The organism is Streptomyces sp. NPDC023541, assembly GCF_055559995.1.
In genome coordinates this window covers 93,872-106,838 of the sequence record NZ_JBVHJO010000003.1, presented here as the reverse complement: position 1 = coordinate 106,838, position 12,967 = coordinate 93,872, and the positions used below count along the sequence as shown (strand labels likewise).

The 12,967-nt window shown below is 71.5% G+C and carries 10 protein-coding genes; all 10 read right to left on the bottom strand.

The genetic code is table 11. The features are described from left to right. Positions 1–23: 23 nt before the first annotated feature. Complete coding sequence (locus ACZ3X1_RS08030; protein WP_467277759.1) at positions 24–269, bottom strand: Imm49 family immunity protein; 246 nt, start codon at positions 267–269, stop codon at positions 24–26. Between the two features lie 37 nt (positions 270–306). Further along, positions 307–1,092, bottom strand: a complete 786-nt coding sequence (locus ACZ3X1_RS08025) for an immunity 49 family protein (protein WP_467277757.1) — start codon at positions 1,090–1,092, stop codon at positions 307–309. Positions 1,093–1,151: 59 nt separating this feature from the next. Beyond that, the gene (locus ACZ3X1_RS08020) at positions 1,152–2,006 is read right to left on the bottom strand and encodes an immunity 49 family protein (RefSeq protein ID WP_356810221.1); all 855 of its coding nucleotides are present in this window, start codon (positions 2,004–2,006) and stop codon (positions 1,152–1,154) included. 17 nt (positions 2,007–2,023) lie between these two features. Further along, a complete protein-coding gene (locus ACZ3X1_RS08015; RefSeq protein WP_467277755.1) occupies positions 2,024–4,897 on the bottom strand; it encodes a hypothetical protein in 2,874 nt (957 codons plus the stop codon). Continuing rightward, positions 4,894–5,322: a DUF6507 family protein gene (locus ACZ3X1_RS08010; RefSeq protein ID WP_356810219.1), complete on the bottom strand. Its 429-nt coding sequence runs from the start codon at positions 5,320–5,322 to the stop codon at positions 4,894–4,896. The genes ACZ3X1_RS08015 and ACZ3X1_RS08010 overlap by 4 nt, the downstream gene beginning before the upstream one ends. Positions 5,323–5,402: 80 nt before the next feature. After that, positions 5,403–5,717 (bottom strand): pore-forming ESAT-6 family protein, encoded by a 315-nt coding sequence (locus ACZ3X1_RS08005; protein WP_356810218.1) that lies wholly within the window; start codon positions 5,715–5,717, stop codon positions 5,403–5,405. 57 nt (positions 5,718–5,774) lie between these two features. Continuing rightward, entirely contained in the window at positions 5,775–6,107 is a 333-nt protein-coding gene (locus ACZ3X1_RS08000; RefSeq protein ID WP_356810217.1) for a hypothetical protein, read from the bottom strand. A gap of 130 nt (positions 6,108–6,237) precedes the next feature. Then, positions 6,238–7,656, bottom strand: coding sequence for a DUF6177 family protein (locus ACZ3X1_RS07995; protein ID WP_467277752.1), 1,419 nt, complete (start codon positions 7,654–7,656; stop codon positions 6,238–6,240). A gap of 16 nt (positions 7,657–7,672) precedes the next feature. Further along, positions 7,673–11,647, bottom strand: a complete 3,975-nt coding sequence (eccCa, locus tag ACZ3X1_RS07990; RefSeq protein WP_467277750.1) for a type VII secretion protein EccCa — start codon at positions 11,645–11,647, stop codon at positions 7,673–7,675. Between the two features lie 2 nt (positions 11,648–11,649). After that, complete coding sequence (locus tag ACZ3X1_RS07985) at positions 11,650–12,957, bottom strand: MinD/ParA family ATP-binding protein (protein ID WP_467277748.1); 1,308 nt, start codon at positions 12,955–12,957, stop codon at positions 11,650–11,652. Positions 12,958–12,967 lie beyond the last annotated feature (10 nt).

The following is a 12,967-nucleotide window of genomic DNA, read 5'->3' as shown; positions in this document are numbered from 1 at the left end:
CCTACTCAGGCCCCCGGGCGGGCCTACGTGGGGAACCCGCCGCACCAGGCGTGTTCGATCAGGCATTTCGGGACGAAGGGCGACTCGACGCCGAACGGCAGTTTCCCGTCGTAGGCCAGGCATGCCATGGCGGGCGGCCCCAACACGACCGCGCCCTCGATGTCCTGCGTGCGATCCCCGGTCAGCGTCCAGTAGCCCTTGTGGAGGTTCAGCGCCTCCAGGCGGTCGTCTTCCGGTGGATCGGCGCCCGTAGAAGCACCGCGAACCACGCTCCGCTGTCCGTTCGTCCGAGCTTCCTGGCTCTGGCTACGTCGGGAACTCGCCCACCCAGTCGCGGGTGAGGAGATGGTGGGGAAGGTATCCCGATTCCACGTTGATGGGTATTCCGCCATCGTGTGCGTGGCAGGCGAGGGCCAGAGGCGCCAGAGCAAGGTGTCCGTCGGGCTTCTCTGCTCGCTTTTCGTCGACGGTCCAGTAGGCCTTGTGGAGTTCGAGTGACTGTACGAGGAACTCGTTGAAGCCGTCCGGGTCGTTGGTAATCAGCAGGTAGAAGAGGTTGACGGGCGGTGCCAGCACGGTCTGGAGCAGGCCGTGCGGGGTGAGGGTGGCGGCGTCCGGCTGTGACATCTCGACGGCGAGGGTGAGTTTCTCCACCAGGTCGGAGCCCTGAAGCCAGTAGGTCTGGAGAGCGTCCACCCAATGCCGGACGAAGATGTCGTAGCCGCTGGACGCGATGCGGTTGAGTGGAACCTCCGCAAGTGCGTTCAGCCGTTCCCGATCGCGGCACACCATGGCGATCCAGAAGGTGGTCAGCCACGTGCCCAGGTCGGCGAAGCTCGCCGGGCCCTGGGCCGGCAGTGTGCGCATCTCACGGTTGATCCGACACTCCACGGTGCCTTCATCCGCGCACACGGTGGCGAACACGGCAGACCCGAGCTGCAGCGTGTTGACCACGGCCTCCCATGTCTCCAGCCGCTCCGCGGTCGGATCCACCGTGCAGCGCGCCCCGAGGTGCAGGAGCGCGTCGTTGAACACCATGGGGAGTGAATTCGGGTACTCCTCCAGCTCGTCGATGTCCCGAGCCAGGCTCACCCAGAGACGCTCGGCCCACTCCTCTTCCGTGGCAGCCGGGGTGAAATGCCGACTCACGGTCACGCGTCGAACTCGCCGCGCCAGGCGAAGTCGAGGAGGGCCTCGGGGAGGTAGTCCGTCCGGGTCTCGATCGGGATGCCGTTGGCCTTGGCCAGGCAGGCCATCGCCAGCGGGGCGATGGCCACGACACCCAGGATGTTGCGCGCACGGTCCTCGTCGGCGGTCCAGTACTCCTTGTGCCACCGGACGGCGTCGGCCAGCGCCTCGTTGAAGCCGGCGGCGTCGTTGCGCAGGTACCGGTAGAGCATCATGATCGGCGGGTACCGGAGCTTGCCCATCTCCTCTGCGTCGATGACGCGTGCCTGGTCGGGAGCGCTCAGGTCCACGGCGCGCACCAGGTGCGTGCGCAGGTCGTCACGGCGGAGCCAGAAGCTCTGGAGGGTCTCCACCCAGGCGTAGGTGTACTCGTCCAGGGCTCCGCCGAAGTCGCGCAGCAGGGACACGGGCACCCGGGCCAGCATGTCGAGGCGGGCTGCTTCACGGGTGATGACGGCGAGGTAGAAGGCGTCGAGCCAGGTGTCCGCGTGAAGGTAGGTCTGCGGTCCGGTGGTGGCGAGGTGGCGCTCCTCCTGGCGGATCTTGCAGGTGACCGTCTCCCGTTCGGGATCGGTGGCGGCGAAGACGGCCGAGTGGACCTGCATGGCCAGCAGCCAGGATTCCCACGTCTCCAGCATGACGGAACCGGGGTCCCCCACGGTGCGGACGAGGGCGACGTTCAGCGACTCCATGACGGCATCCGACCTGGAGCTGTGCGAGGTCTCGATCCCCTCCAGGGCTTGGGACAGCGACTCCTCCATGACGGGAACCACCGCCGCCATCTTGTCCTTGCGATAGTCCTGGCGAGGCACGATCACGGACGGTGTCTCCTTTGTCATATCTTGAAGAATTCGAGGACGGCCCCAGCGTACTTATTGCCGCCGTCCGTGGCCTTGACCATGCCGTACTCGAGGTTTCCGTTGTCCAGGGCCGTCTTGAGTTCCGTGGCAAGTTCCGCGTTCGTCCACACCTTGCCCGCGGCATCGGTCACTTCCAGGTCCGGCCGGCGCTTCATCTCGGCGATGATCGTCCGCAGGTACGGCTCGGTTCCCTGCTTGACCATGAAGCCCTTGGCCGGACCGAAGCCCTTGCGCCAGAGGAGACTGGACGAGGGCGCCTTCGCCTCGATGACCATCAGCTTGCCGTCCGGGCGGCGGTACAGCTGGTCGAACATGTTGGCGCCGTTGGGCGTCTTGGGCAGCGGCTGCTCCACCGAGCCGGGGAACCTCTCCGGGACCACGTGCAGCCGTGCCGCCTCCTCGCCCAGGCGTTCCGAGAACGAGGTGTTGTTGGAGGTGCCCTCGCCCCATCGCTCGGTCATGCGCGTGTCGAAACGCTCCTGCGCCTTGGCCAGTTCGGCCAGCGTATCGGCGGTGGGAGCGGTCTTGTGCGCACGCTCGGCGTTGGCGAGGTCCACCGAGACCTTGCGGTCCCGGGCGACGTCGTCGAGGTGGTCGATGGCGGGGTGGTTCTCGTCGCGGACGAGCGGGTCCTTGCCGAACTTGGTCTCGGAGCCGGCGGACGGGAGACTGTTCTTGGAGATCCAGGCCCCGTCGCTGTCCTTGGCCAGGATGGGCAGCTCGACCCCGTCGATCTTGGTCTGGACGCTGTGACGATGCCCGTCCACCCGGTAGTACTGCTCGAACCACGCCTTGTCGTCATTGGCCTTCTGGACGAACTCGTCCTGCTTGGCCTTGACCTGCTCGGGGGTCAGCTGCTGCCCGGACGTGGGGGGCGTCGGCCCGCCGTCCTGACCGCCGCCCGGGGACGTTCCGTCGCCCGCTCCGCGGGCCGCGTCGTCGCCCAGCTGCGGGATGTCGTCGAAGCCGTTGGGACCGCGACCGCCCAGCGGATCGTGGGTGCCGCCCGTGCCGCCCGGGCCGTCGCTGTGGGTGGCTCCGGAGCCCGGGCCGTCCGCGTGGGTGCCGGCCGTGGACGGGGAGTCCGGGCGGGTGCCGCCGGGGTTGTTGAGGTCGTTGCGCGGCATGTTGTCCGGGGCGTGGCCGCCCTGGGTGTGGTCGCCCGCGTGGCCGCCGGGGGTTGTGTCGGCGCCGCCTCGGCCGCCCACGCCGGCCAGCTCGTGTTCCGGGACCCTGACCGGGGTGGTGTCGACGCCGCGCGGGCCGTTGTCGATCGCGTGGACCGGGTCGGAGATGTCGGAGCCGAGGCGGACGGCGTCGTCGCCTCCGCGGCCGCCGACGCCGGCCAGTTCGCGTTCGGGGACCTTGACCGTGGCGGGGGAGTCGACCTTCGGGGCGTCGGTCCGCGGGACGTCCGCGCCCGCGTCCGGCTTGCCCGTCGGGGCGTCCTTGACGGACTGGTCCAGGGAGCCGTCCGCCTTGAAGATGTTGCCGTCGGGGTCCATGAACTTCGGCGGGCCGTCCACCGGGAGCTTGACCGTGCCCGGCGGGAAGGTCGTGGTGCCCTCGGGGAGCTTGATGTTGCCGTCGGGGAGTTTGATCGCGCCGTCCGGGACGGCCGAGCCCGACGGGAGGTGGATCGCGCCGTCGGGGAGGTGGATGGCTCCCTCGGGGAGGGAAACCGCGCCGTCCAGGTTGATGTTCGGGACTTCGACCTTGCCCATGCCCCTCAGGCCGGCCATCACGTCGCCGATCTTCGAGAAGCCCGCGCCCGCGCCCTTGAAGATGTACGTCATCGGGTCGATCGCATGGCCGGCCTTGCCCGCGAACGACAGGGTCTTGGCGACCGCGCCCGCCTTGCCGGCGCCGGAGACGGCGCCGCCCGCGCCGCCGGTGAAGATCGTGGTCACGACGTTGAAGGTGACCGCACCCGCCGCGCGGGACGGGTTCGAGCCCCACTGGTCCCAGGCCAGGAGCGCCTTGCCCGTCTCCTTCATCGCCGTACGCGAATCCCGCAGCCACGAGGGCAGTTTGTCGTCCGGCGCGGCGAGGAAGAGGGGGCCGACGCCCGGGATCGTCGAGATCGCCAGGCCGGTGCCCAGCTTGGCCAGGCCCGTCCAGGACTGCTTGAACACGTCCCAGCCCTGCAGGCCGACCAGGCCGCCCAGGCCCTTGAGGGTGCCCCAGACGCCGTCGACGACGATGCCCTTGCCGAATTCCCAGGCGTGCTCCCACACCTGCCACGCGGGGATGGACTCCTCCACCGCGTCGCCCCACGGCAGGGACTTGGCCTGCTTCATCGCCTCGGCGTCGTAGCCGTACATGTCCTTGGCGTTGGAGCCGTCGTTCACCCGCAGCGGCTTGCCGCCCACCAGTGCGACGATCTTCGCGTAGGCCGCCCGTTCCACTTCCTGGAACTCGGCCCACACCTCGGCGATCTCGTTGCGGCGATCGAGGTTCTCGTCGATCAGGTCGCCGTCTTCACGCCACTTGTCGTCCTTGTCCGTCTTCTCGCGGAACGCTTGCGCTTCCCGCTTGAGGTTCTCCAGCTTCTTGACGATGGGCGCGGCGTCGCGGGAGTACGTGCCGAGTGCGCCGGCGATCGTGCACATGTCGGAGCTGAGCTTCAGGCCGAGGTCGGAGACGGGCTTCGTCGTCGCGAAGAGCTGGTCCGCCTCCGGCGCCTGGTAGAACGCCTGCAGGCCGCCGAAGCTCGTGTGGACGTCCGACGCCTTCGTCGAGACCGTGGCCCCGCCCGACGAGATCGCCTTCACCTTCTCGTCCAGCGTCGGCAGATGGCCCGTGAAGACCGGCACCTCGGCCGGGTCGACCGGCGCGTTCCCGCTCACTTCTTGGCCCCCGTCTTCTCACGCAGGATGTCGAGGTTCACGGACCTGGCCGCGTCCTGGGCGGCCTTGGCCTGGTCCAGGTCGCCCTCCAGGTACTCGTTCGTCGCCGCCACCGCGCCGAGGATGCACGCCTCGATCCGCTCGGCCATCGACTTGAACTCGGGCTTGCGCGCCGTCAGGTACTCGCCCAGCGCGGCCGCCACCGGGCCCATCGCCTTCTGGGACAGGGGCGGCGCTCCCACGGGCACCGGGCCCTGCAGCTTCGTCTCCGCCTGCGAGCCCGGGACGGCCGTCCCCGCGGCCTGGGCCGCCTCCGACATGGCTGTGAGCAGCGCGTTCAGGGCCTTCTCCAGCTCCCCGGCGTTCCCGCCGACGGTCTTCAAGTGGCCCTGCACACCCTGCGGCTTGATGTCCCATGACGTCATGGACGACCCACCCCCGTGAACCCGACTTCCCTACTGACCCGCCGACCCGCTGCCCCGCTGACCCGTAGAAACGATCCTGCTCAGCCGATGTTGTCGACCGCTGCCTTCGCGCGCTGCAGCGTCTGGCGCGCCGTCGCGTCGTTCTTCTCCAGCGTCGTGTTCAGCAGCTGGATGATGTTCTTGACCTCCTGCGAGGCGTTCTTCCAGCGCAGTTCCTTGGCGTGGTAGTCGTCCGCCACGCCGTCCGCCGCGAAGTCCGACATCGCCGCCGCCACCTGCGCCTCACGCGCGGCGATCACCTGCTCCAGCTGGCCGATCACGCCCTTGATCCCGCCCTGCACCTCCGTCGAGGCGCCCACGTCGTACGCACGACGGTCCGTCCCACCACTCGACATGCCAACCACACTCCCCGTTGAAGTTGAAGAAAGAAGAAGACCCGGAACCCCGCGGGCTCAGCGGCCGCGGAAGCGGGCGGCGTCGAAGTTCGCCGAGCCCTGCGTCTGACGGGCGTTCTCGCCCTGCTCCTGGTCACCCGACCCGAACGCCTGCTCCATGCCCGACTGGCCGCCCAGGATCGCCGCCAGCGAAGCGTTCAGCTCCTTCGCGATCCCGTCCGCCCGCAGCTTGAACGAGTCGAACGCGACCTTGCCCTGCCCCTGGAACTTGCCCTCCAGCGGCTGCGCCGCAGCCACCAGCTGCTTGACCAGCGACCCCAGGTCGGTATTCGAGTTACGCGACCCCGACATCAGGTTCGTCAGAACCTGAGTCCCCATGTCGAACTTCATGCCACACTCCCCCGCACTCTCGAGCGATCAACAATCAGCCATCAGTATGACCAGTTCTATCAACATACATCGCACCTGCAACTAGCAACGAGCCAGTTGTGACTCACTCATGACAAACCGCCAGGCATCTTCACGAGCCCTTCAGATGCCCCGTCAGCCGCTCGAAGACCGCCCACCCCGTCAGGTCCGACGGGTCCCCCGGCAGGGGGTAGTAGTACCCGGGGCGGGACTTGGGCCCCAGCCGCACCGGCGGTTCGGCCAGCGGCGTGTGCCGGGCCCGGTCGTCCGGCATGCCGCGCACCTCCTCGGCACCCAGTACGAAGGCCAGCGGCACCCCCGGCCCCTCGAAGCGCGGCGGTACCAGCAGATCACGCCGGGCTTTGCGGAGCTGTACGAGCATCGACTGGAGGCGGTGGCGGGTGACGAGGGCCTCCGCGACGCGCGGGAGGGCGTCCAGCGGCGGCTCCTCGCCGTCGCCGTAGCCGAGCGCCATCGTCACGGTCTCCTCGACGCCCGCCTTCGTACGGCTGATCCGCACCGTGGCCAGTCCCGGCCGCTCCGGGCTGCCGACGACCACGAACCACGTCGGCTCGGGGGCCCGCGCGAACGCCACGTCCGTCAGCCGGCCGGGCGACCAGGGGAGGTTGGCGGGCTCGGCCGTGCCCCACCCGGCCGGCGGGGCGCCCGTCAGCTCGCGCCACGCCGTCTCCAGGGCCCCGCCGAGGACCAGCCGGTCGTCCGCGGGGTGGATGGTGCGGAAGGTGAGGGCCAGCTGCCGTTCGCCCGTGTTCACCGCCTCCTTGTACGCGGCCGCGACCGGTGTCCGCGGGTCCTCCTCGGTGGCGTCCGGTGACACGAGCGTGGCGAACATGCCCTCCTGCCAGCGCAGCACCGCGCCCGAGAGGCCGTCGTAGTAGCCGTCCCGCTGGTCCTGCACGACCCACCGCGAGGGCCAGTCCGGCATGTTGGCGAGCACCGCCGGGGACAGCACCGTCCCGGGCGGGGTGACGATCTGCAGGCCCCGCTCGGCCGCGGCGGCGGCCCGGAAGGCGTCGGAGAGCCAGGCCGTCATCGAGACGACCGGGCGGTCCATGATGACCACGGCGACGTTGCGGGTGAGCACGTCGACGGCGGGCTGCGCCGCGGCGGGTGTCGGGGCCACGCTGATCCCGTCGCTCTCCACCACCGCCACCGACCGCGCCGCCTCCGGCGGCCAGGCGCTCCCCCCGGCCAGCGAGGACAGGCGGGCCGCGAAGGTGCCCGCGAGGCGTTCGGCCTCGGGTACGCCCGTGGTGGCGCGGGCCTCGGTCCACCAGTAGGGGACGCGCGGCGGGGTGGCGCCGAGCAGCCGCTCCGCCTCACCCTCGACCTGTACGAGCAGGGGAGCCTCGACCGAGACGAGCGGCCGCCCCTGTTCGTCGCAGAGCTGGATGACCGCTCCCTCGCCGGCGGTGTCCACCAGCTTGTCGGGGCCGCCGGAGAGCAGACCCGCGAGCACCGTCCAGGGGGCGGGCATCTGCTGGGTCAGGGCTACGACGTCCTTGGTCATGTGGTCCTGCCGCCTTTCACTCGGGTGCGTACACGGTCTGGATCAGCCGGTTGGACTGGCCCCTGCGGACGAGGACGCCCCGGCCGGCCGGCTGCTGGGAGGCGTACACCCCCGGGAACAGCTGGCCCTCGCTCCGGTCGCCCGCCATGACGACCGCCGAGGCCCCCGATTCGCGCAGGCCCTGCACCAGCGGCTCGTACATTCCGCGCGAAGCGCCCGCGACGCGGCGCGTCAGGACGAAGTGCAGGCCGATGTCCGCCGCCGACGGGATGTAGGGGACGAACGGGGCCAGCGGCGACTGTCCCGCGGTGGTCAGCACGTCGTAGTCGTCGACGAGGACCACGATCCGCGGCCCGCCGCCCCAGCTGCCCGGCTCCAGGTCCTCCAGCGGGACGCTGTCGTCGGGCATCCGCCGCTCCAGCTCGGTGGCGATGCCCGCGGCCAGCCCCGCGCACATCTTGGCGTTGTAGGCGTAGCCGCCGTTGAACTCCTCCGGGACCACGCCGCGCAGGCTGCGCCGCGGGTCCATGATGGCGAAGACCAGTTCGTCCTCGCCGTAGCGCTCGATGAGACCGCCGGCGATGGTCTTCAGCAGGTTGGTCTTGCCGCACTCGCTGTCGCCCATGACCAGCAGGTGCTGGTCGTGGTGGAAGAGGTCGAGGAGCACGGGCGCCAGCGCGCTCTGGTCGAGGCCGATCGGCACCCGCTTCGGCTCGGCTACCGGGCCCGGCAGCAGGTGCGGCTCCAGCACGTGCGGCAGTACCCGCACCGGCTGCGCGGCGTCGCCGCTCCAGGTGGCGCGGATCATACGGGCCGTGCGCTCCAGGACGGAGCCCAGCTCCGAGGTGTCGGTGAGTCCGTCGGTGCGGGGCAGCGCCACCTGCGCGAACAGCTTGCCGTCGGTGAGGACGCGGCCCGGCTCGTCGGGCGCGAGGGTCTCGGCGAGTTTGCGCTCGATGCTGGACTCGCTGGGGTCGTTGAGGCGCAGCTCGACCCGGGTGCCGAAGTTCGACTGGACGGCGATGCGGACGTCGTTCCAGCGGAGCATGCCCGCGACGACGTGGATGCCGTAGCCGCCGCCGCGCTTGAGGATGTCGACGACGGCGTCGTCGAGGTCCTCGAAGTCGTCGCGCAGCGCGCCGAAGCCGTCGATGACGAGGACGATCTCGGCGGAGGCCAGCTGCGGCAGCCGGCCGGCCGCGTGCAGGGTGCGCAGCTGCTCCACGGAGTCGATGCCGTGCTCGCGGAAGAGGTCCTCGCGCAGGGCGAGCATGGTGCGCACCTCTTCGACGGTGCGGGCCGCGCGCTCGCGGTCGGCGCGTCCCGCGATCCCGCCCACGTGCGGCAGGCCCGACAGGGCCTGGAGGCCGCCGCCGACCAGGTCGAGGCCGTACACGCCGACCTCCTGCGGGGTGTGGGTCAGCGCGAGCGAGAGGACCAGGGTCCGCAGCAGGGTGGTCTTGCCGGACTGCGGGCCGCCGATGACGGCGGCGTGGCCGCCCGCGACGGTGAGGTCGAGGTACCAGCGGCCCTGCCACTGCTTCGTCGGGTCGTCGAGCAGGCCGAGCGGCACCGCGAGCCGGTCGCGGCGCTTGGCGAGCTGCATTCCGCGCACGCCCACGTCGAGGGGGCCGGCGACGGAGTCCAGGGAGATCGCGTCGGGCAGCGGCGGCAGCCAGATGCGGCGCACCGGACCGGCGGCGTGCTGCAGCTGCTCGACGATGACGCCCATCTCGGTGGGACCGGTCTCGCGCCGGCGCGACGAGGGTTCCTGGCCGCCGGTGCCCTCCTTCTCGGACGGGGAGTTGAAGGCCCCGTACTCCAGGGCGAGCGGGCCGCTGTCCTCGTCCTCGGCGCGCTGTACGGGGCCCCGGTAGGCGCCGGAGACGTAGCTCGCCTTGAAGCGTTCGTAGTGGCTGGTGTCGACCTTGAGGTAGCCGAAACCGGGCAGCGGCGGGAGGTGGAAGGCGTCGGTGGTGTCCAGGACGGTGCGGGACTCGTCGGCGGAGAAGGTGCGCAGGCCCAGCCGGTACGAGAGGTAGGTGTCCAGGCCCTTGAGCTTGCCGCCCTCGATGCGCTGGCTGGACAGCAGCAGGTGGACGCCGATGGACCGGCCGATGCGGCCGATGGACAGGAACAGGTCGATGAAGTCCGGCTTGGCGGTGAGGAGTTCGCCGAACTCGTCGATGACGACGAACAGGTGCGGGAGCGGGTCCAGGTCGGGCCGGCGGTCGGCGCGCAGCGCGGCGTAGTCACCGATGTCGGCGACGTTGCCGGCGTCCTTGAGGACCTGCTGGCGGCGCTTGACCTCGCCGGCCAGCGAGGCGTGGACGCGCTCGACGAGCCCGGCCTGGTTCTCCAGGTTGGTGATGACGCCGGCGACGTGCGGGAGGTCGGCGAACGGTGCGAAGGTCGCACCGCCCTTGTAGTCGACGAGGACCAGGGCGAGGTCCTCCGGCGGGTGCGTGGCCACCAGGGCGAGCACGAGGGTGCGCAGCAGCTCGGACTTTCCGGAACCGGTCGCGCCGACGCACAGGCCGTGCGGGCCCATGCCCAGCTCGGAGGACTCCTTGAGGTCCAGCAGTACGGGCTCGCGGGCGTCGCTGATGCCGATGGGCACGCGCAGGAAGGCGCGTTCGCCGCGCGGGGCCCACAGGCTCGCCAGGTCCAGGCGGGCCACGTCGTCGATGCCGAGCAGGTCGGCGAAGTCGACGGGCCCGGACAGCGGGGCGTCGATGAGGGACTCGGCGGACAGGCGCAGCGGGGCGAGCATCCGGGCGAGTCCCTCGGCGAAGGGGATGCCCACCTCGTCGACGGTGCCGTGGGCGCTGATGGGCTCGTCCTGGCGCAGGTCCTCGATGAGGACCTGGTCGCCGTCGACGGTGATGCGTACGCCGACGTGCCCGGGCTCCTGGATGCGCTGTTCCAGCAGGTGCAGGACGGTGACGCCCATCTCGCGCAGGCCGACCGCGTCGTCGGGGCGCGGCAGTTCGACGGCGTCCTCGCCGTGTCCGTCGGTCACGACGAGCAGCCGGGACGTCATGGACAGGGCGTCCTTGCCGGACAGCCCGCGGCGCACTTCTGCGGCGTAGGAGGCCCGGCGGCGCAGCTCGGGGCCGATCTGCCGGGCGAGCTGGTCCGCGGAGGGGGCGATGCGGCGGGCGGCGACGGGGCCGTCCAGCTGCTCGGTGTCGAGGAGGTGCGGCATCCACTTGGCCCACTCCCAGTCGGGGAGCCGGTCGCCGGGCACGGCCAGTGCGATCGCCACGTCGTCGGGGGCGTGCATGGCGGCGGCCTGGACCAGCAGGGCGCGGGCGACGCGCAGGCAGTCCTCGCGGGGGCCGATGACGCTGACGTTGCCCACGCGGTCGAGCGGCACGGTGAGCGGGAGTTCGGTGCCGTTGCGGAAACGGGCGGTGAGCGCCGAGGCCTCGTTGAGCATGAAGCGGTCGGGCGGCGTGAGGACGGAGGAGCCCTGCTGGCCGATCTGGAGGTCGCGTACGGGCATCTCGCCGGTGCCGACCCGCACGCGCAGGAAGTCCCCGTCGGCCCGGCGGCGCTCCCACAGCCGGGCCGGGTCGCGGACGATGTCGTACAGGGCGTGCGGCGGCGGGTTGAGCACGTCGGCGTGCTCGCCGCGTTCGCGTTCCTCGGCGGATAGCTCCTCGCGCAGGTCCTCCAGGTAGGCGAGGTAGGCCTCGCGCTGGGTGCGGCGCGTGCGCTGGGCCTTGCCGCGCTGCGAGAAGACGAGCGCGACCGAGCCGACGATGGTGACGACGAGGATCAGTGCGCCGAGCGCGGCGAACTGGCTGTTGCGGACGACCGTCATCATCACGACGGACGACATGACGCCGGCCACGGGCAGCAGCGACATCGCGATGCTGCCCGCTTTCCCCTCGGGGAGGTTGGGCGGGGCCTCGATGGTGCGTGCGGCGGGCGGCGCCGGGGGCCTGACGGTCCGCGCCGGGCGGTGGATCAGTCGGGTACTCATCGTCAGTGGCGCTTCTGGGAGAGCTGGAAGACGTCCGCGGCGAGCCGGGCGGCGGTCTGCCGGGTCGAGTGGGCGAGCAGTTCGGTGCGGATGCGGCCGCCGTCCGCGAGGTGGCGGTCGTAGGGCAGGACGTGGACGCTCGGCCCGGCCGCCGCCAGGGTGCGGACCGCGTCGGCGAGGTCGACTCCGCAGTGCGGCGACTGCTCCGTGATGACGACGGAGGTGCCGGCCAGCATGTGCGGGGGCAGGCCCTGCATCCACTGCAGGACCGCGTACGTGCTGCTGACGCCGTCCAGGGTGGCGGGGGTGGCCAGGACGCGGGCCTGGGCGGCGGACAGGGCGACGCGGGCGACCTCGGCGGGGAGCGTCTCGCAGTCGACGACGGTCACGCCGAAGTAGCGGCGCAGCGCGACCATGGCCCGTTCGTAGGAGGGGGTGTCGAGCATCGCGCCGATCTGGCCCTGGCTGCCGGGCAGCAGCCAGGCGTTGTCCCGGAGCTGGACGAGGTAGCCGGTGATGTCGAGCAGCGACATCTGGGGCTCGACGATGCCGGCGACGTCGCCGGTGGTCCAGCGCAGGGTCTCGGCGCCGAGCCGGATCGGCAGGGAGCCGAGGGCCGGGTCGGCCTCGACGAAGAGGACGGGGTCCTGCCGGTAGTGCGCGTACGTGGTGCCGAGCAGGGCGGCGACCGTGGACTTGCCGGCGCCGCCGCGGATGGAGGTGACGGCGATCTGGCGGCCGGTGGTGACGGGCTGCTGGAGCAGTTCGGCGGCCCGGGTGGCTTCGGCGACCTCGCGGGCGGCCGACGAGGAAACGGTTCTCCGTACGGCGCGCAGGACGCGGGCGGTGAAGGGCTCGCCGTGCCGGGGCTTGCGGCCGGCTCCGGAGAGCTGCCGGTCCACGGCGGGCTTGGAGTCGGGGGTACGGGCCCGCTGCCCGTGGCCTGCGGCGGCGTACGCGGCATGCGGCTGCTGCTGCTGGGGCTGCTGCGGCTGGGCTTGGGCCTGGGCCTGGGCCTGGGGGTGCGGGTACGGCCGGGCCTGCGGCGGGAGGCTGCCCTGGGGGCCGGCGGGCGCTGGGGCGGCCGTGCCCGCCCCGGGGTGCGGGTGCCCGTACGCGGGAGCCTGGCCGGGAACCTGCCCGCCGGGGCCGGCCGCCGGCCGCTGCCCCGCACCGGCGCCCTGCGGCCCGGCCTGCGACCCGGGGCCCGCGCCCTGCGACCCGGCGCCCGGGCCCTGTGCGGCGCCCGGCTGCGCCGCGCCCTGGAGGTCGCGCAGGACGTCGCCCTGCCAGTTCTCTGCGTTCGGCATGTCTGCCCCT